The 18,291-nt window shown below is 59.2% G+C and carries 15 protein-coding genes and 1 pseudogene; 6 read left to right on the top strand and 10 right to left on the bottom strand.

Features of this window, described 5'->3' with window-relative positions:
• The first annotated feature begins 11 nt into the window (after positions 1–11).
• Positions 12–380 (top strand): annotated as a pseudogene (locus tag FUU19_RS18395) (hypothetical protein).
• 232 nt (positions 381–612) lie between these two features.
• Here FUU19_RS18395 and FUU19_RS18390 read toward each other — a convergent pair.
• From FUU19_RS18390 to FUU19_RS18375, 4 genes are all read right to left on the bottom strand, one after another.
• On the bottom strand, positions 613–2,874 hold the full coding sequence (locus FUU19_RS18390) for a TonB-dependent receptor domain-containing protein (protein ID WP_230490605.1): 2,262 nt from the start codon (positions 2,872–2,874) through the stop codon (positions 613–615).
• A 121-nt stretch (positions 2,875–2,995) separates the two neighbouring features.
• The gene (locus FUU19_RS18385) at positions 2,996–5,122 is read right to left on the bottom strand and encodes a S9 family peptidase (RefSeq protein ID WP_230507299.1); all 2,127 of its coding nucleotides are present in this window, start codon (positions 5,120–5,122) and stop codon (positions 2,996–2,998) included.
• Between the two features lie 54 nt (positions 5,123–5,176).
• Positions 5,177–5,974: an energy transducer TonB family protein gene (locus tag FUU19_RS18380; protein ID WP_202669961.1), complete on the bottom strand. Its 798-nt coding sequence runs from the start codon at positions 5,972–5,974 to the stop codon at positions 5,177–5,179.
• A gap of 102 nt (positions 5,975–6,076) precedes the next feature.
• Positions 6,077–6,916, bottom strand: a complete 840-nt coding sequence (locus tag FUU19_RS18375; RefSeq protein WP_141972829.1) for a ChaN family lipoprotein — start codon at positions 6,914–6,916, stop codon at positions 6,077–6,079.
• A gap of 177 nt (positions 6,917–7,093) precedes the next feature.
• Between FUU19_RS18375 and mmuP the strand changes: the two genes are divergently transcribed.
• The gene (gene mmuP, locus FUU19_RS18370) at positions 7,094–8,503 is read left to right on the top strand and encodes an S-methylmethionine permease (protein ID WP_047730133.1); all 1,410 of its coding nucleotides are present in this window, start codon (positions 7,094–7,096) and stop codon (positions 8,501–8,503) included.
• A complete protein-coding gene (gene mmuM, locus FUU19_RS18365) occupies positions 8,493–9,431 on the top strand; it encodes a homocysteine S-methyltransferase (RefSeq protein WP_197834016.1) in 939 nt (312 codons plus the stop codon). Before mmuP ends, mmuM begins: the two co-directional genes overlap by 11 nt.
• A gap of 49 nt (positions 9,432–9,480) precedes the next feature.
• On the opposite strand, the gene maeB is transcribed toward mmuM, so the two are convergent.
• From maeB to FUU19_RS18340, 5 genes are all read right to left on the bottom strand, one after another.
• The gene (gene maeB, locus FUU19_RS18360) at positions 9,481–11,760 is read right to left on the bottom strand and encodes an NADP-dependent oxaloacetate-decarboxylating malate dehydrogenase (protein ID WP_016926766.1); all 2,280 of its coding nucleotides are present in this window, start codon (positions 11,758–11,760) and stop codon (positions 9,481–9,483) included.
• A gap of 212 nt (positions 11,761–11,972) precedes the next feature.
• Positions 11,973–12,146, bottom strand: coding sequence for an Rz1-like lysis system protein LysC (lysC, locus tag FUU19_RS18355; protein WP_180547555.1), 174 nt, complete (start codon positions 12,144–12,146; stop codon positions 11,973–11,975).
• A complete protein-coding gene (locus FUU19_RS18350; RefSeq protein ID WP_230490600.1) occupies positions 12,127–12,507 on the bottom strand; it encodes a DUF2570 family protein in 381 nt (126 codons plus the stop codon). Before FUU19_RS18350 ends, lysC begins: the two co-directional genes overlap by 20 nt.
• A complete protein-coding gene (gene chiX, locus FUU19_RS18345; RefSeq protein WP_230490599.1) occupies positions 12,504–12,905 on the bottom strand; it encodes an L-Ala D-Glu endopeptidase ChiX in 402 nt (133 codons plus the stop codon). Before chiX ends, FUU19_RS18350 begins: the two co-directional genes overlap by 4 nt.
• Positions 12,895–13,221 carry a phage holin, lambda family gene (locus FUU19_RS18340; protein ID WP_033643982.1) on the bottom strand — a complete coding sequence of 109 codons (327 nt, stop codon included), beginning with the start codon at positions 13,219–13,221 and terminating at the stop codon, positions 12,895–12,897. The genes chiX and FUU19_RS18340 overlap by 11 nt, the downstream gene beginning before the upstream one ends.
• 293 nt (positions 13,222–13,514) lie before the next feature.
• On the opposite strand from FUU19_RS18340, the gene chiB reads away from it, so the two are divergent.
• Positions 13,515–15,014, top strand: a complete 1,500-nt coding sequence (chiB, locus tag FUU19_RS18335; protein ID WP_230490598.1) for a chitinase ChiB — start codon at positions 13,515–13,517, stop codon at positions 15,012–15,014.
• 85 nt (positions 15,015–15,099) lie between these two features.
• Here the strand turns inward: chiB and FUU19_RS18330 are convergent, their stop codons facing one another.
• Complete coding sequence (locus FUU19_RS18330; RefSeq protein WP_141967378.1) at positions 15,100–16,041, bottom strand: LysR family transcriptional regulator; 942 nt, start codon at positions 16,039–16,041, stop codon at positions 15,100–15,102.
• A 404-nt stretch (positions 16,042–16,445) separates the two neighbouring features.
• Here FUU19_RS18330 and cbp21 point away from each other — a divergent pair, with 404 nt between their 5' ends.
• The gene (gene cbp21 / locus FUU19_RS18325; protein ID WP_004936574.1) at positions 16,446–17,039 is read left to right on the top strand and encodes a chitin-binding protein/chitosanase CBP21; all 594 of its coding nucleotides are present in this window, start codon (positions 16,446–16,448) and stop codon (positions 17,037–17,039) included.
• 247 nt (positions 17,040–17,286) lie between these two features.
• Positions 17,287–18,237 (top strand): transaldolase, encoded by a 951-nt coding sequence (gene tal / locus FUU19_RS18320; RefSeq protein WP_142591522.1) that lies wholly within the window; start codon positions 17,287–17,289, stop codon positions 18,235–18,237.
• Positions 18,238–18,291 lie beyond the last annotated feature (54 nt).

Here is an 18,291-nt window from a genome sequence, read left to right as displayed (position 1 = left end):
TCAAACGCAGCATGAAGGCCCGGCACCTGGCGATGCTGTCGCTGGGCGACATGATCAGTATCGGACTGTTTTTCAACACCGGCCACATCATTTCCACCATCGGCACGCTGCCTATCCTGATGACCATGATGGCGGTGAACTTCGCCTTCTCCGGCACGGAGCTGATCGGCATCGTCGCCTGTGAAACCGAGAATCCGGAAAAAGTCGTGCACTGGCGAGCCGCACCACGATGATCCGCCTGATGCTGTTCTACAGTCTTCGTGCAGGTATTTGAAGACATCGGCGTGCCTTACGCCGCCGATATCTTCAACTTCGTGATCCTGACCAACATCCTGTCGGCGACCAACTCCGGCCAGTATTCTTCTGGGCGCATGCTGTAGCCGCTGGTCCACCAGCGCCACCTGCCAGCCTACTTTGCGCGCGCCACCGTGCGCGGCATTCCGAGCAACGCCCTAACCTTCAGCATAAGAGACGAATAATCTTCTGCTCAACCTCGTCGGACTGCGTGATCTGGTACTTCTTCACCAGTTGAGGTTCGAAGGCCCCATTACGACTCTCACATCGTCCAACTTATGGGGTGCAGTTCATGACTGCACCCTTCTCCGCTGCGGTTTAGAAGCGCACCTCCCCGCCGAAGATATAGGTGCGTCCACGGGCAGTGTTGGCGGCCGTCGCGTCATCCCCTTGGATCGGCAACATATTCAGTTTGTTCAACGCCTCGGAATAGCTCTTGTTCATCACGTTTTGCACGCTGAATTTCAGCATGACGTTGCGGTTGATCTGATAAGTGCTGTACAGGTCGATAACGGTAGGAATATTCGGCATTTCCTGCTTGAGGATTTCACCGGTCGATTCACTCTGCTCGTAATCCGGCGACAGGCGACGCGTCTTGCCCGTATATTTCACGATGCTGCCGACGGTTAGCGATTCATCAAGAAAACGCACCCCGGTATCCAACGTAAAGTACATGTCCGGCAGTTCATTGATATCCCCGGCGCCGAAATAAGTGCTGGCGATGGAGGTCGGCTGCTCGGTGTGCTGCTTGCTGAAAGAGACGCGCGCGAAGGCTCGGCCGGCATCATAGTTGGCTTCAACCTCAACACCATGCATACGCACCGGCGCCAGAGAGTTGACGTAGATATACATATTGTCCGAGTAATCTTCGCTCGCATCGGCCCAATCGTTTTCCAGATTTTCGCGATAGCTGCATTTCCGTCCATTGCGGCACACCATGTAAGATTCACTGAAGATGTAATTGCGCACTTTACTGGTATAGCCCACGACCTTGAGGCGTAAAGAGTCTTCCTTCACCAGCAAATCGTGCCCGTTGGCGTTGAAGCCGGCCTGCCAGGTTTCCGCTCGTTCACCTTTGAGGAACGGGTTCATCGATGCGCCACCCGAGTTGGAATAGAACACTTCTTGAATGTTCGGCGCACGCATCGACTTGCTGTAGCTGACGAATGGCTGCAACCACGGCGTCACCTGTGCCGATAGCATTACCGAAGGATTGAACCCTTGCTCTTTCAAATTGATGCTAGCGGCCCCTTGCGGGAAGCACTCCACGCGATAATCGCATTCAGGCTTGTAACCGGTCAGCTTGTTGCTGGTGTAGTTCAGGTTGAGATCGAGCTGATAGATATCCCGGTTAAGCTGCAGGCCGGTATATAAACTGCCGATTCGCTGCTCGCCGGATGGCGCGAAGGTATTATTTTCTATTGCTTCCTGCGCCGTCTGCGAATTCTGTATAGCCGATTCTACATGCTTACGGTATTGGTTGCGCATCAGTTTGCCGCCATAGCTGAAGGCTACATCGGTATTCAGCAGGCTGAATCGGCTGGTGTTATTGATATCCAGCGCATCGGAGCGGTTTTCCGCGTTGGTGTTAAAGAAGGTGAACAGCGAACCGCCGTCGTATTTCTGATTGCCTTTACTGGTGCTGACGGTGAGGTTTAAATCCACCAGCTCCGAAAACGGCGCATAGTGATATTTGAGGTAGAGGTCATGGCTATCGATATCGCGCCGAGAAAAGCGGTTTTGGTAGTTCCTGGCGGAAAACTCAATGCTATTGAACTCGTTCGGTTTGATATCCAGTTTGAACAGCTGTGACTTGGGATTTTGCTTCATAAATTCATCGTACCCAAAATCTTCGCTGCTGATACCGTCGCCATTGTTGAAGTTCGAGTAAATGGAGCTCCCACTGATCGCGGCCATCGCGCCAATGCTGCCGGTATCGGTAAACGCCTGCCCCTTACCGGCGACGGCGATCATGCCACTGCGGCCAATGCCGTTGCTGCCGACAGAGAATTTGGTTCTCACCCCGAAAGGATTGCCAGAAAAGATCACATCATCGACACCGATTGTGCGGAAGTTAGCACTGCCTGCCAACGCATTTACGCCGCTGCCGCCACTGTTCTCACCGCGCGCCACGTCCACTCCGACGATAAAATTGGGATCTATCAAGACCCCCGCCTGGTTATTGGTCGAACCATGTGACATCACACCAGACGTGGAAGTACCGTAATAGTTCTGGGTAATGCCGTCGACCATGGTATTGACCCGGCCAAAACCGCTCAGACCGCGGATATTGACGCTGACGGCCCCCTGACTGGGATCGATCTGGGTATAGGTGCCCGGCATGCTGCGCAGAATGCTGTCCACCGACTCCAGATTTTTGTTTTCATCGCGCGAGCTGAACGCGCCCGGCCGGGCCAACGCCTCTTTTTCGCTGCTCTTGCCGCTGTCGGCGGCCGAGACGTTGAGCGGGCTGAACGCCACGCTGCCTTTATTATTTTCCGCCTGTTCCTGCGCGGCCGCAGCCTGCCCGTACAGCGCCAGTCCCGCGCCGATCAGGCTCGCTATCATTTTGATTTTCATATATCCCCAGAAATAGCCAATAAGGTTTGATGGCCGACAATGCCCAGCAAAAAGCCCGCCGAAAGCGCGGTAAAAGGTTGTTATTGTTTTATTGCGCCGCAGCGTGCTGCGGCGCTAAAGGTTATTTCTGCGCCTGCCGGTCCGCCGCCAGAATAAAGGCGTACTCCAGCGCGCCGTTTTCCAGCCGCGCCAGGCGGCCTGATTTGCCGCCGTGGCCGGCGGTCATGTCGGTGGAGAGCAGCAGCAGCGAATCGCCCTGCTTGAAACGCCGCAGCTTCGCCACCCATTTGGCCGGCTCCCAATACTGCACCTGCGAGTCGTACAGACCGCTGGTGACCAGCAGGTTCGGGTAATGCTGCCGGCGCACGTTGTCGTACGGGCTGTAGGATTTCATCAGCGCATAGGCGGCCGGCTGGTGCGGGTTGCCCCACTCCTCGTATTCGCCGGTGGTCAGCGGAATGCTGTCGTCCAGCATGGTGGTCACCACGTCGACGAACGGCACCTGCGCCACCACCGCGTTGTACAGCTGCGGCGCCTGATTGATCACCGCCCCCATCAGCAAGCCGCCGGCGCTGCCGCCCATGGCGTAGATGCGCCCCGGTTGGCCGTAGCCGTCTTTGATCAGCGCCTGGGTGGCGTCGATGAAGTCGTTGAAACTGTTCGGTTTGTGCGTCAGCTTGCCCTGTTTGTACCAGCTCTGCCCCAGCTCGCCGCCGCCGCGCACGTGGATCAGCGCATAGACGAAGCCGCGATCCAGCAGGCTGATGCGGTTGGCGCTGAACGCCGGATCCATGCTCATGCCGTAAGCGCCATAGCCGTACACCAGCAGCGGGTTATGCCCGTTTTTGAACAGCGATGTGCGGTACACCAGCGAGACCGGCACCTTCACGCCGTCGCGCGCCGTGACCCAGATACGCTCGCTGTGATACAGGCTGGGATCGACGCCTTTCACCTCCTGCTGCTTCAGCAGGGTGCGCTCGCCCTTGTTCAGATCCCACTCATAGGTGCGGGTCGGCGTGGTCATCGCCGAATAGCCGTAGCGCAAGCGATCGCTGTCCGGCTCGGGGTTATAGCCCAGCCAGGCCATGTAGCTGGCATCGTCGAACGGAATGGCGCGCTCGGTTTTGCCGTCCCAGCTGATTTGCCGCAGCTGCACCAGCCCGTTGGCGCGCTCCTGCACCACCAGCCAGTCGCGGAACAGGCTGAAGCTTTCCACCTCGTGCTGCGCCTGCGGTGCGATCAGCGTCTGCCACGGTTTGCCCGCCGCCGCCGTGCGGTACAGGCCGAAGTTCGGATCCTGATGGTTGGAGCGCAGGTAGAACTCGCCCCGGTAGTGATCGAGGTAATACTCGCGGCCGTTCTGCCGGGCGGCGAACAGCTGCGGCTCGCGCTGCGGCTGGTTGGCGTCGATCAGGCGCACTTCGGAGGTGGTGTTGCCGCTGATGGTCAGAATCAGGTAATCGCGCGAGGACGAGCGGCCGAGGCTGAGGTAGAACGCCGGATCGTTCTCCTGGTACACCAGCTTATCTTCCGCCGTCGGCGTCCCGTACTGATGGCGATAGACCTGGTACGGCAACAGCGTTTGCGGGTGGTTGCGCACGTAGAACAGGGTTTGGTTGTCGTTGGCCCACACCATATTGCCGGAGGTGTTTTCCAGCGTTTCCGGCGACCAACGCTCACTGTCTATCTCGCGCAGGGAAATGCGGTATTGGCGACGGCCCTGCAGATCTTCGGCTACCGCCAGGCGGCGGTTGTCCAGGCTGACGTCCATCGCCCCCAGGCGGTAATAGGCGTGGCCGGCCGCGCGCTGATTGGCGTCCAGCAAGGTTTGCCACGGCGCGTCGGCGGTGAGCGCCTGGCGCTGATACAGTGCGAAATCTTTACCGGCGGCGTAGCTTTCCTGGTAGCGATAGCCGTTGAGCTGATACGGCACCGAACGATCGTCAGGGCTCATGCGGCCCAGCATCTCCTGATACAGCGTGGCGCGCAGCTTCTGGTATGGCGCCATCATCTGCTCGGTATAACGGTTCTCCGCCTTCAGGTAGTCCAGCACCTTCGGTTCTTTTCGGCCATCGTCGCGCAGCCAGTAGTAATCGTCGGTGCGCGTCTCGCCGTGCGCCATCAGCGCTTTCGGCGTGCGTTCCGCCAACGGCGGCTGCGGTTGCGCTAACGCACCGCCGGCGACGCCTAAAGAAAGCCAAAGCGCGGCCGCGATGCGACGGCGCGAGGTAGATAACAGCGGATTCATAATCCCTCACGAAGTTTGAAGAGACGCACGACGACGATGCGGCGCCTGCGGGCATTAACGGCGGGCATTCAGCTCCGCCAGATTGAAATCGATCGGCATCGTCACTTTGACGGCTCCCTGCTGCAGCATCTCCGGCGGCGGCGGCGGCAACGGCTGGGCGCGCGACACCACCGCCACCGCTTCCCGATCCAGCGACGCGGTGCCGGAACGCACCTGCAGCACGACGTTCGAGACCCGTCCCTGCGCGTCAACGCTGAAACTGACCTGCGGCATGCCGCTGCGTCGGCGGCTGCGGGCATCCAAAGGGTAATCCTTGATGCGGTTCAGTTTGCCTTTCACCAGGCTCTCCCACGACAGTTTGGCCTGCGCGTTGCTGTTGGCGTCGCTGTTGATTGGGGCGGCGGTCTGGTGGGAGATCGTCTGCGCCTGCGGCGCGGCGGCGCTGGACGCGGCGGCGTTGCGCGTCTCTTTGGCCTGTTCCTGCGGCTTCGGCTGCGCTTTTTGCGGGGGACGGTGTTCGGCACGCTTCTTCTGCGCCGTCACGATTTTTGCTTTATCGGCGCGCGCCAGCTTGGGCAGATCCGGCTGCTGCTGCTGCTCAGCGGGCTGCGCCGCGGCGGACTCCGCCTGCTGCACGCCCAGCGGCAGCGGCTTGCTTTCCGGCGCTTCAATCTGCGCCGCCCAGCTCATCATTACCGCCGGCGGCGGCAGCGCCACCGGCTCCAGCGCCGTCTGCGGCCAGTAAAACAGCAGCACCAACGCCACATGCGCCGCCAGGGCGAGCAGCAGGCCGCGCGCCCAGCGCGGCTGCGGCAGTTCAAAGGCCGGGAGGGAGTAAGACTGACTTAACATAGGGGCATTAGCTTGCTTAATTGCGAATGATTGCAGATCACATTTACTAATGATAATCATTTGCAAATATAATTAACACCCCTTTTCACTCTCTTAACGTATTCATTTCACTGATGGTGTGATCCACAGATAGTCTGCGGTGTTCGCATCGACCTGTACGCCCGGTTCCGCCAGCATCAGCACCGTCGGCGCCGCCGCCGGTTGCAGATCCCGCACGTGCAGCGGCACCCCCACCGATTTAGCGGCGTGATAGCCACCGGCGATCAACAGCGCGGGCGTCGGCGCCGCCAGCAGACGTTCCGCCATGCGCCGGTCGCGCTGCTGCTGGATCGCCAACATCGCATGCAGCTGGTCGGCCTCAATCTTGCCGCCGTGCGAAGTGCGGATGGTCTCTTCCAGCGCCTTGCGCACCGCCGGCTGCGCCGATAGCTGCCCCGCCGGGAACTGCGGCTGCTGATAGAACGCCGTAATCTCGCTGCGATCCAGGTTGGCCGACCACAGCGGGTAAGGCGCACGCATCGCCGCCATCGTCACCCCGCCATACAGCTCCCACTTCCAGCCCGGCTGCCAGGCAATCAGCTCCGCTACGCGGCCGTCACGCACCGTGGGATCGCTCTGCAGCCACTGTTTGACCTTGTCGACCTGCGCCTGCTGGTTCGGGTTGATCATCTCCATCAGCACGCTGCCCTGCGGCCGCCGTTGCGGCAGCTGCTGCACCAGCCATTGCTCAATCTGATGGTGGTAAGGATTGTCATGCTTCTCCCCCAGGATCACCCGCGGCTGCTGCGCCAATCGCGTCAACAGCTGCTCCGGTGTCAGGGTCGCGCCGCTGTGCAGATCGGTGATGCTACCCAGACTCGCGACATCGCTGGCCGGCGTCTTAACCGGCGTTTGGCTGCAGGCGCCAAGCGCCAACGCCGCCAATAAAATCAGATATCTCATCATGTTGCCCCATTATCGAAAATGGCGACATTATAGATAATAATTATCATTTTCATATAGATCTGGCTTAACGATTTTTTTACGCGGCGATCGCCGGCTGCGCATTGCGTTGAAAAAGCATTGCGGGTATAACCAATAGCCATTCAGATATTTAGACGTCTATACGGATAGATTATTATGCAACCATCGGCACCCGCCGCAGGACAGTTCAAACGCAGCATGAAGGCCCGGCACCTGGTGATGCTGTCGCTGGGCGGCGTGATCGGCACCGGGCTGTTTTTCAACACCGGCTACATCATCTCCACCACCGGCGCGCTCGGCACGCTGCTGGCCTACCTGATCGGCGCGCTGGTGGTGTATCTGGTGATGCTGTGCCTGGGCGAGCTGTCGGTGGCGATGCCGGAAACCGGCGCCTTTCACGTCTATGCTTCACGCTATCTGGGGCCGGCCACCGGCTATGCCGTCGCCTGGCTGTATTGGCTCACCTGGACGGTGGCGCTCGGCTCCAGCCTCACCGCCGCCGGATTCTGCATGCAGTACTGGTTCCCGCAGTCGCCGGTGTGGCTGTGGTGCCTGATCTTCTGCGCGGCCATTTTCCTGCTTAACGTGGTGACCACCCGCTTTTTCGCCGAAAGCGAATTCTGGTTTTCGCTGATCAAAGTGGTGACCATTCTGGCGTTTATCATTCTGGGCGGCGCCGCCATGTTCGGCCTGCTGCCGATGAAAGACGGCACGCCGGCGCCGTTCCTGCATAACCTGACCGCTTCCGGCTGGCTGCCGCACGGCACGCTGCCGATCCTGATGACCATGGTGGCGGTGAACTTTGCCTTCTCCGGCACGGAACTGATCGGCATCGCCGCCGGTGAAACCGAGAACCCGGAAAAAGTCGTGCCGCTGGCGATCCGCACCACGGTGATCCGCCTGATGCTGTTCTTTATCGGCACGGTCTTCGTGCTGGCGGCGTTGATCCCGATGGATCAGGCGGGGATCGTCAAAAGCCCGTTCGTGCTGGTGTTTGAACGCATCGGCGTGCCTTACGCCGCCGATATCTTCAACTTCGTGATCCTGACCGCCATCCTGTCGGCGGCCAACTCCGGCCTGTACGCTTCAGGGCGCATGCTGTGGTCGCTGGCCCACCAGCGCACCCTGCCGGCCTACTTTGCGCGCGTCAATGCGCGCGGCATTCCGATCAACGCCCTGACCTTCAGCATGCTCGGCGGCGTGCTGGCGCTGCTGACCAGCGTGATCGCGCCGGACACGGTGTTTGTCGCCCTGTCGGCGATCTCCGGTTTTGCGGTGGTGGCGGTGTGGCTGAGCATCTGCGCGGCCCACTTTGCTTTCCGCCGCGCCTACCTGCGCAGCGGCCAGCCGATAAGCGGCCTGAAATACCGTGCGCCCGGCTACCCATTGACACCGATCCTCGGCTTCGCACTATGCCTGCTGGCCTGCATCGGGCTGGCGTTCGATCCGGAGCAGCGCATTGCGCTCTACTGCGGCCTGCCGTTCGTCGCCTTGTGCTACCTCACCTATTTCCTGACCCGGCGCGCCGGGCAAAAAACCGCTTTGGGAGAACAACATGTCGGTTAATAACCCCGTCGCCCGCCTGCTGGCCGAACACCCCACGCTGATCCTGGACGGTGCGCTGGCTACCGAACTGGAAGCGCGCGGCTGCGATCTGACCGATCCGCTGTGGTCGGCCAAGGTGCTGATTGAAAATCCCGAGCTTATCTATCAGGTGCATCTCGATTATTTCAACGCCGGCGCCCAATGCGCCATCACCGCCAGCTATCAGGCCACGCCGCAGGGCTTCTCGCGCCGCGGCCTGGATCAGGAGCAATCGCTGGCGTTGATCGCCAAAAGTGTGCAGCTGGCGCAACGCGCGCGCCGCGATTATCTGGCCGCGCACCCGCAGGCGGCGCCGCTGCTGATCGCCGGTTCGGTGGGCCCTTACGGCGCCTATCTGGCCGACGGCTCGGAATACCGCGGCGACTACCGGCTGGCGCAGGATGACATGATTGCCTTCCACCGGCCGCGCCTCACAGCCCTGGCCGCCGCCGGCGTCGATCTGCTGGCCTGCGAAACGCTGCCGTCGTTCACCGAACTGCAGGCGCTGCTGACGCTGCTGCAGGAGTTCCCGACGCTCGGCGCCTGGTTCGCCTTCACCCTGCGCGACAGCCAACATCTCAGCGACGGCACGCCGCTGACGGAGGTCTTGTCCGCGCTGCGCGGCAACCCGCAGGTATTGGCGATCGGCATCAACTGCATCGCGCTGGACAAGGTCGCCCCGGCACTGCGTCAGTTGAGCGCGCTGGCCGACAAACCGCTGCTGGTTTATCCGAACTCCGGCGAGCACTACGATGCGGTGAGCAAAACCTGGCACGCCTGCGGCGGCGAGCACGGCAGCCTGGCGGATCAGGCGACGGAGTGGAGCACGCTCGGCGCACAATTGATCGGCGGCTGTTGCCGCACCACCCCGCAGGATATCCGCGCCATCGCCGCACGCTGCAAGGCATAAAAAAGCCCCCGGCGCCAACGGCGCAGGGGGCCAGTCACTCAACCCGGGCTTACAGTGGTTCGGTCTGGGCTTCCACTACCGCCAGCGCCACCATGTTGACGATGCGGCGCACCGAGGCGATCGGCGTCAGGATGTGCACCGGCTTGGCGACCCCCATCAGCACCGGCCCGACGGTCACCCCTTCCGAGCAGGAGACGCGCAGCAGGTTGTAGCTGATGCGCGCCGCTTCCATGTTCGGCATGATCAGCAGGTTGGCCGAGCCTTTCAGCGGGCTGTCCGGCATCAGATCGTGACGGATGCTTTCCACCAATGCGGCGTCACCGTGCATTTCGCCGTCGATCTCCAACTCTGGCGCCAGCTCGTTCACCAGTTCCAGCGTTTTACGCATCTTGCGCGCCGCCGGGCAGTCGGAAGAGCCGAAGCTGGAGTGAGACAGCAGCGCCACCTTAGGTTCGATACCAAAGCGGCGCACGGTTTCCGCCGCCATCAGGGTGATCTCCGCCAGCTGCTCCGGCGTCGGATCGTCGTTGACGTAGGTGTCGGCGATAAAGGTGTTGCCGCTCGGCAGCAGCAGCGCGTTCATCGCGCCGGCGACGTGCGCGCCTTCACGGAAGCCGAACACGTTCTTCACCACGTCGTAATGCTCATGGTAGCTGCCGATGGTGCCGCAGATCATCGCATCCGCTTCGCCGCGGTGCAGCATGATGGCGGCGATCAGCGTCGGGTTACCGATCACCGCGCGTCGCGCCTGTTCCTGCGAAACGCCGCGGCGTTTCATGATCTGGTAGTACTCGCCCCAGTATTCGTTGAAGCGCGGATCCGACTCGTTGTTCACCACTTCGAAATCTTTGCCCGGCGTCAGCTGCAGGCCCAGCTTTTTCAGGCGCATCTCGATCACGCTCGGGCGGCCGACCAGGATCGGGAAGGCCAGCCCCTGCGACACCAGCTCTTGCGTGGCGTGCAGCACGCGCTCTTCCTCGCCTTCCGCCAGCACCACCCGCTTCACCTCTTTGCGCGCCTGCGAGAAGATCGGTTTCATGAACAGGTTGGTTTTGTAGACGAACTCCGCCAGCTTCTCGACGTAGGCGTCGAAGTCTTCGATCGGGCGCGTCGCCACGCCGGAATCCATCGCCGCCTTGGCCACCGCCGGCGCGATCTTGACGATCAGGCGCGGATCGAACGGTTTCGGAATGATGTATTCCGGGCCGAAGGAGAGATCCTGGTCATCATAGGCGGAAGCCACCACGTCGCTCTGCTCCGCCAGCGCCAGATCGGCGATGGCATGCACGCAGGCCAGTTTCATCTCTTCGTTGATGGTGGTGGCGCCCACGTCCAGCGCGCCGCGGAAAATGAACGGGAAGCACAGGACGTTGTTCACCTGGTTCGGGTAGTCGGAACGGCCGGTACAGATGATGGCGTCCGGGCGCACCGCTTTGGCCAGCGGCGGCAGAATTTCCGGTTCCGGGTTGGCCAGCGCCATGATCAGCGGATCGCGCGCCATGGTTTTCACCATATCCTGCGTCAGGACGCCCGGGCCGGAGCAGCCGAGGAAGATGTCGGCGTTCGGGATGGCGTCGCCCAGCGTGCGCTGACCGTTATCCTCGATGGCATAGGCGGCTTTGGTCTGCTCCATGTTGGCGTCGCGGCCTTTATAGATGACGCCCTTGGAATCGCAGACGGTGATGTTCTGTTGACGCAGCCCCAGCGCCACCAGCAGGTTCAGACAGGCGATAGAGGCCGCACCGGCGCCGGACACCACCAGCCGCACATCGGAGATATTCTTCTTCACCACGCGCAGGCCGTTGAGCACCGCCGCAGTGGTGATGATCGCCGTGCCGTGCTGGTCGTCGTGGAACACCGGGATCTTCATGCGCTCACGCAGTTTCTGTTCGATGTAGAAACACTCCGGCGCCTTGATGTCTTCCAGGTTGATGCCGCCGAAGGTCGGTTCCAGCGCGGCGATAATGTCGATTAATTTGTCAGGGTTATGCTCATCCACTTCGATATCAAACACGTCGATACCGGAAAACTTCTTGAACAAAACGCCCTTGCCTTCCATCACCGGCTTACCGGCCAACGCGCCGATATTGCCCAGACCCAGTACCGCCGTGCCGTTGGAAATCACCGCCACCAGGTTGCCGCGCGCGGTGTATTTGTAGGCCGCCAGCGGATCTTCGGCGATCTCGAGGCAAGGCGCGGCGACGCCCGGCGAATAGGCCAACGCCAGATCGCGCTGGGTCGCCAACGGTTTGGTAGGGGAAACCTGGATCTTCCCTGGGACAGGAAACTGATGGAAATCAAGGGCACTCTGTTTGAGCTGTTCGTCCATTATGGATTCCTTTGTTTTTTGCTTTTATGTTGAGGTAAGGCTTTGAGGCTGCGCCCTGCCGTGGGCCATGGCGCCCAAGTACAATGACAGGGCACAGCCTTGAAGTATAGTGAGAGAAACATCACAAACTTTGAAGCGGACCATAACCTTGGCCGAAAGACCGTTTTAAAAGTAAAAAAAGGATCGCAAGACGAGTCGGAGAAGCGCCGCCATCAGTATGGCGGCAGCGTGGCGCGCCAGGCGTTGAGCGTCTCTACCTGACCGGCGCAAATGTGTAACGAGGTTTGTAACGCCAGGGTATAGCTTACCGCATCGCCCCAGGTCTCCCCTTGCAGCTGCGGTTGCTCACAAGGCGCAAACACCGACTCAGGGGGCAACAGCGGCACGGCCTGCGGCGGCGGCGGCCGGGCGCAGGAGCTCAAGCACAGCGCCAGGCAGAGGCTGAGCAGCGCAGGGATCGTTTTTAATCGCTTCACGGTATTTCCTCTGATAAGCCTCGTGTTGTTGGCGCAGCTGCTGTTCCTGCCGCTGCTGCGCCGCCATCAGCGCACGGTTTTGCGCATCCTGAGTCTGCAGGGTGGCGATTAGTCCGGCCTGCTGCGCCAGGCTTTTCTGCAGCTCTGCCGCCTGTTGCCGCGCAGACGCCAACTGGTGCGACAGCAGCGAGCTATAGCCACCCAGGCAGATTGCCGCCAGCAACAACAGCAGCAAGCCGCCCTGCATCAGTTTTTGCAGCCAACCGCTCATGCCGGGTAGTCCCGGAACGGCAGTTGGAAGTGCGGGCCATCCTTGAGGGTTTTCCATTCGCCGCCCCATTCGACGTTGATGCCGCATTCACGCGCCGCGCGCCGTACCGCCACCGCGATCTGCGCGTAGTAATCCCACTCCCAGGAGACCACGCCCGCCGGCATCGCCACCACGTCCACCGCGTGGCCGGTCAGGTGGCGGCTGCGCAGCGTTTGGCTGCTGCCGGCGCGCACCATTTCCCGCTGGCGCGCCATGCTGCGCAGCCCCTCGCTGACGGAAAACGGCACCAGCGAATAACGCAGCGCCAGACGAATAACGCGCACCAGATCCGGGTGCAAGCCGCGCAGGTTATCTTCGCTGCGGGCGGTAAAGCGAACCTCTTCGATGTCATTTAACATTTTTAAACCCCGTCTTTTTGCCGATGAATTTTTTAATTAAGGCGTTGATGTAATCCGCCCCCATAAAACCAATCAGTACGCTGGCCAAATTCGCCCAATTTAATTCCAGGCCCATCAACGCCAGCGCATCGCGCACCGTCCAGGCCAATAACGCACACATCGCCGCATTCAATAAACGGCGCCGAATACCCACGTTGCGATAGGCACCGTGCAATAGCGCCATCACGCCGGCCAAAATGGCGTTCAATACCGGCTGAAGATATTCACATACTCGCTGGACTATTAAGCCAACAGCGTCAGGCTCTATGCTGGACATAGCTCATCTCCTTTTTTATTTTTAATTAAATGCCAATCACGGCCGGTGGGACATCGGATAATCAGAATCTAGTTAAGGATGCTATTACAAAGCAAATGAATAAATACAGGCCCTATGGTCGAATTCATTCATGCTGAGCGCTGGCACAACTCATCAGCGCCAATTTATGCGGCAGTGAATAAAAATTCACTGTTATCGTGATTTATTTCGACTTTTGTTTTCACTAAAAATAAACATTAATGGCTGCGGGAAATAGTTCCCCAACATAAAAACAGCCACCCTGGAGAAATATCATGTCCACACGCAAAGCCGTTATTGGGTATTATTTTATTCCGACCAACCAAATCAATAATTACACCGAGACCGATACGTCTGTCGTGCCGTTCCCGGTTTCCAACATCACGCCGGCCAAAGCCAAACAGCTGACGCACATCAACTTCTCGTTCCTGGATATCAACAGCAATCTGGAATGCGCCTGGGATCCGGCCACCAACGATGCCAAAGCGCGCGATGTGGTCAACCGTCTGACCGCGCTCAAAGCGCACAACCCCAGCCTGCGCATCATGTTCTCCATCGGCGGCTGGTACTACTCCAACGATTTGGGCGTGTCGCACGCCAACTACGTCAACGCGGTGAAGACCCCGGCGTCGCGCACCAAGTTTGCCCAATCCTGCGTGCGCATCATGAAGGATTACGGCTTCGACGGCGTGGACATCGACTGGGAGTATCCGCAAGCCTCAGAAGTGGACGGTTTCATCGCCGCGCTGCAGGAGATCCGCACCCTGCTGAACCAGCAAACCATCACCGACGGCCGCCAGACGCTGCCGTATCAATTGACCATCGCCGGTGCCGGCGGCGCTTTCTTCCTGTCGCGCTATTACAGCAAGCTGGCGCAGATCGTCGCGCCGCTCGATTACATCAACCTGATGACCTACGATCTGGCCGGCCCCTGGGAGAAGATCACCAACCACCAGGCGGCGCTGTTCGGCGACGCGGCCGGGCCGACCTTCTACAACGCGCTGCGCGAAGCCAATCTGGGCTGGAGCTGGGAAGAGCTGACCCGCGCCTTCCCCAGCCCGTTCAGCCTGACGGTCGACGCCGCGGTGCAGCAACACCTGATGATGGAAGGCGTGCCGAGCGCCAAAATCGTGATGGGCGTCCCCTTCTACGGCCGCGCCTTCAAGGGCGTCAGCGGCAGTAACGGCGGCCAGTACAGCAGCCACAGCACACCGGGTGAAGATCCGTATCCGAACACCGATTACTGGCTGGTGGGCTGCGATGAGTGCGTGCGCGACAAGGATCCGCGCATCGCTTCCTATCGCCAGCTGGAGCAGATGCTGTTGGGCAACTACGGCTATCAGCGGTTGTGGAACGACAAGACCAAAACCCCTTACCTGTACCATGCGCAAAAAGGGCTGTTCGTCACCTATGACGATGCCGAAAGCTTCAAATACAAAGCGAAGTACATCAAGCAACAGCAACTGGGCGGCGTGATGTTCTGGCATCTGGGGCAGGACAACCGCAACGGCGATCTGCTGGCCGCGCTGGATCGCTATTTCAACGCCGCAGACTATGACGACAGCCAGCTGGATATGGGTACCGGCCTGCGCTACACCGGCGTCGGCCCCGGCAACCTGCCGATCATGACCGCGCCGGCTTATGTGCCGGGCACCACTTATGCGCAGGGCGCGCTGGTGTCCTATCAGGGTTACGTCTGGCAGACCAAATGGGGTTACATCACCTCCGCGCCGGGTTCCGACAGCGCCTGGCTGAAGGTGGGCCGCGTGGCGTAAGCCATAAAAAAACCCCGTAGCCGAACGCTGCGGGGTTTTCATTGAGTTAACCGTTTGATTTTCGCGTCCCTTCGTCTCTATTCCTTCAGTTGTGGCACCAAGGATACCCGCCATCCCGCACCACTTCCCGGCCCATCAGGCTGTAAACATCGCTTTTGCGCGTCAGCCGCTCATGCCACCAGCTAAATCCGGCGCCCTTGCTGGCCGGGTGCCACGCCAGCCAAATCATTTCGTCGCCCTTTTGCATTTCCACCGGCACCGTCACCAGTTCGCCGCTGGCCAATTCCTTTTCGATCAGCGCAGGCGGCAGAAAAGCGTGGCCGATGCCGCGTTTGAGCAGCGCCAGGTTGCTTTCCACGTCGCACACCACCAGCTGGCGCTGCAAAGGCAGCGTGCCGTGATTGCGTTTGGGCAGCTCATGGCTGCTGTCGGCGATCACCACCACGATGTCGTTCAAGCGCTGCTTCTTGCACACCGGCTTTCTCTGCGCCGCGAACGGGTGCGAGGGCGACACGCACAGCACAAAGTTGAGCTTGCCGAGCATCAGGGTTTTGGCCTGCACGCTGTCGGGGATTTGGCCGATGGCGATGATCAGATCCGCCCGGTTGTTCTTCAGCGCATCCCAGGTGCCGTTCAACGCTTCCCGCTGCACCGAGATATTGGCGTTCGGGCAATGCTGAATATAATCGCGGATATCCTGCGTCAGGGTCTCCAGTGGGAAGAAGGTGTCTACCGCCAGGCGGATATTATTGTCCAGCTTGGGGATGTTACGCACCCGGCTTTCCAGATCCTGCACCGCATTTAATATCCAGCCGCCTTCCTGCAGGAGAAATTCCCCTTCATCCGTCAGGGTAATCATGGGGCCATTGCGATGAAAAAGTTTCACGCAGAGTTTGCTTTCAATATTGGAAACCCGATAAGAGATCGCCGAAGGCGTTTTATGCAGCGCCTCCGCCGCCATAGAGAAAGAGCCGGTGCTCTTGATGGTACTGATTATTTTAATCGCGTCCAGGGATAATCTAGTCATACAAATTCCTCTTTAAAATAAAATAAGAAAAATGACACTAAATTCCCACGGTGGTGGCGCACAAAAATCGATCAAATCGAACAAGGGTACTCAACGCAACAAGCAATATACGTCATAAATGAGAGCGCTATCTTAAATACTATTCATCACTACATGATATAAATTTCATCATAGCGCCGTGCTTTTACACTGTGACAGTAAAATAAATTCAGCCTAACGATCAAAGATCGTCATCATAATAATTTTAGTTAATAGCCGTTAAAACATTCCGCTCTACCGCACAACCAGAATGATAAAAATAAAACAAGCCGACAAGAAGGGGTATTTCTAATTGCGTTATTAGCCTCTCATTTTGTCGGTGAAATACGTTCAACTTACAACATAATTTCAGTCAGGAGTGACTTATGAACAAAACTTCCCGTACCCTGCTCTCTCTGGGCCTGCTGAGCGCGGCCATGTTCGGCGTTTCGCAACAGGCGAATGCCCACGGTTATGTCGAATCGCCCGCCAGCCGCGCCTATCAGTGCAAACTGCAGCTCAACACCCAGTGCGGCAGCGTGCAGTATGAACCACAGAGCGTCGAAGGCCTGAAAGGCTTCCCGCAGGCCGGCCCGGCTGACGGCCATATCGCCAGCGCCGACAAATCCACCTTCTTCGAACTGGATCAGCAAACGCCGACGCGCTGGAACAAGCTCAACCTGAAAACCGGCCCGAACTCCTTTACCTGGAAGCTGACCGCGCGTCACAGCACCACCAGTTGGCGCTATTTCATCACCAAGCCGAACTGGGACGCTTCCCAGCCGCTGACCCGCGCTTCCTTTGACCTGACGCCGTTCTGCCAGTTCAACGACGGCGGCGCCATCCCTGCCGCACAGGTGACCCACCAGTGCAATATACCGGCAGATCGCAGCGGTTCGCACGTGATCCTTGCCGTGTGGGATATAGCCGACACCGCCAACGCTTTCTACCAGGCGATCGATGTCAACCTGAGTAAATAATCGGCAAAGTGAGGCGATCTTTGAGGGTTCAGCCTGGCGCTGAACCCTTATTTTTTTGGCTCTCACTCTACCGCCCCCTCGCCGCAAGCCGCGCCCCGCCTGGGTTTATTCGGTATTCATTGTTATTATCCATCGCAACAATCAGAAAAAGCGCATTTTCATTCCCGACCCGATGATGCAGTGTGTTCCCCCTATGATGAAAAAGGTTCTCATTTCCCTACGTTGAGCTTGGTCAAGGAGCTTATTAATGAATCAATTAGACGCACTCAAGCAGCTGACCACGGTGGTCGCCGACAGCGGCGATATCGAATCCATCCGCCAGTTCGAACCCCAGGACGCCACCACCAACCCTTCACTGATCCTGAAAGCCGCCGCGCTGCCACAGTACAAGGCGCTGATCACCGAAGCGTTGGATTATGCCCGTCGCCAGGGCGGCAGCAAGGAAACCCAGCTGATCAACGCCAGCGATAAGCTGGCGGTCAATATCGGCGTCGAGATCCTCAAAAGCGTGCCGGGCCGCATCTCCACCGAAGTGGACGCCCGCCTGTCGTTCGATCGCGGCATGTGCGTCGCCAAAGCGCGCAAACTTATTGGCATGTATCAAGAACAGGGCATCGACAAATCGCGCATCCTGATCAAACTGGCTTCAACCTGGGAAGGCATCAAAGCCGCCGAAGAGCTGGAAAAAGAAGGCATCAACACCAACCTGACGCTGCTGTTCTCCTTCGCCCAGGCCCGCGCCTGCGCCGAAGCCGGCGTGTATCTGATCTCGCCGTTCGTCGGCCGCATCTATGACTGGTACCAGGCCAAACAGCCTGCCGCCGACTACAATGCCGATCAGGATCCGGGCGTGAAGTCGGTGCGTACCATCTATGAATACTACAAGCGTCATCGTTACCAGACGGTGATCATGGGTGCCAGCTTCCGTAAGGTTGAGCAGATTTTGGCATTGGCCGGCTGCGATCGCCTGACTATCGCGCCGAACCTGCTGGAACAGCTGAAAAACAGCGACCAGCCGATCGAACGCAAGCTGACCCCGTCTACCGAGGGCTTCCACCAACCCGCTCCGCTGGCCGAAGCGGAATTCCGCTGGTTGCACAATCAGGACGCCATGGCAGTGGAAAAACTCGCCGAAGGTATCCGCCTGTTCGCCGTCGACCAGCAGAAGCTGGAAGACATGTTGGCCGCTCAACTGTAATCGCACTGGAGTTTCGTTATGTCTTCTCGTAAAGAGCTTGCCAACGCCATCCGC

It is taken from the genome of Serratia montpellierensis (assembly GCF_020858655.1).
GTDB classification, from domain to species: Bacteria; Pseudomonadota; Gammaproteobacteria; order Enterobacterales; family Enterobacteriaceae; genus Serratia; species Serratia montpellierensis.
This window is presented reverse-complemented; position numbering and strand designations above follow the sequence as displayed.

What these genes read in the sequence shown, in the direction of transcription:
- mmuM (WP_197834016.1), top strand. Translation starts at nt 8,493, where the DNA reads ATGTCGGTTAATAACCCCGTCGCCCGCCTGCTGGCCGAACACCCCACG.
- maeB (WP_016926766.1), bottom strand. Translation starts at nt 11,760, where the DNA reads ATGGACGAACAGCTCAAACAGAGTGCCCTTGATTTCCATCAGTTTCCT.
- FUU19_RS18350 (WP_230490600.1), bottom strand. Translation starts at nt 12,507, where the DNA reads ATGAGCGGTTGGCTGCAAAAACTGATGCAGGGCGGCTTGCTGCTGTTG.
- FUU19_RS18375 (WP_141972829.1), bottom strand. Translation starts at nt 6,916, where the DNA reads ATGAGATATCTGATTTTATTGGCGGCGTTGGCGCTTGGCGCCTGCAGC.
- chiB (WP_230490598.1), top strand. Translation starts at nt 13,515, where the DNA reads ATGTCCACACGCAAAGCCGTTATTGGGTATTATTTTATTCCGACCAAC.
- tal (WP_142591522.1), top strand. Translation starts at nt 17,287, where the DNA reads ATGAATCAATTAGACGCACTCAAGCAGCTGACCACGGTGGTCGCCGAC.
- FUU19_RS18330 (WP_141967378.1), bottom strand. Translation starts at nt 16,041, where the DNA reads ATGACTAGATTATCCCTGGACGCGATTAAAATAATCAGTACCATCAAG.
- cbp21 (WP_004936574.1), top strand. Translation starts at nt 16,446, where the DNA reads ATGAACAAAACTTCCCGTACCCTGCTCTCTCTGGGCCTGCTGAGCGCG.
- mmuP (WP_047730133.1), top strand. Translation starts at nt 7,094, where the DNA reads ATGCAACCATCGGCACCCGCCGCAGGACAGTTCAAACGCAGCATGAAG.
- FUU19_RS18390 (WP_230490605.1), bottom strand. Translation starts at nt 2,874, where the DNA reads ATGAAAATCAAAATGATAGCGAGCCTGATCGGCGCGGGACTGGCGCTG.
- FUU19_RS18380 (WP_202669961.1), bottom strand. Translation starts at nt 5,974, where the DNA reads ATGTTAAGTCAGTCTTACTCCCTCCCGGCCTTTGAACTGCCGCAGCCG.
- FUU19_RS18340 (WP_033643982.1), bottom strand. Translation starts at nt 13,221, where the DNA reads ATGTCCAGCATAGAGCCTGACGCTGTTGGCTTAATAGTCCAGCGAGTA.
- FUU19_RS18385 (WP_230507299.1), bottom strand. Translation starts at nt 5,122, where the DNA reads ATGAATCCGCTGTTATCTACCTCGCGCCGTCGCATCGCGGCCGCGCTT.
- chiX (WP_230490599.1), bottom strand. Translation starts at nt 12,905, where the DNA reads ATGTTAAATGACATCGAAGAGGTTCGCTTTACCGCCCGCAGCGAAGAT.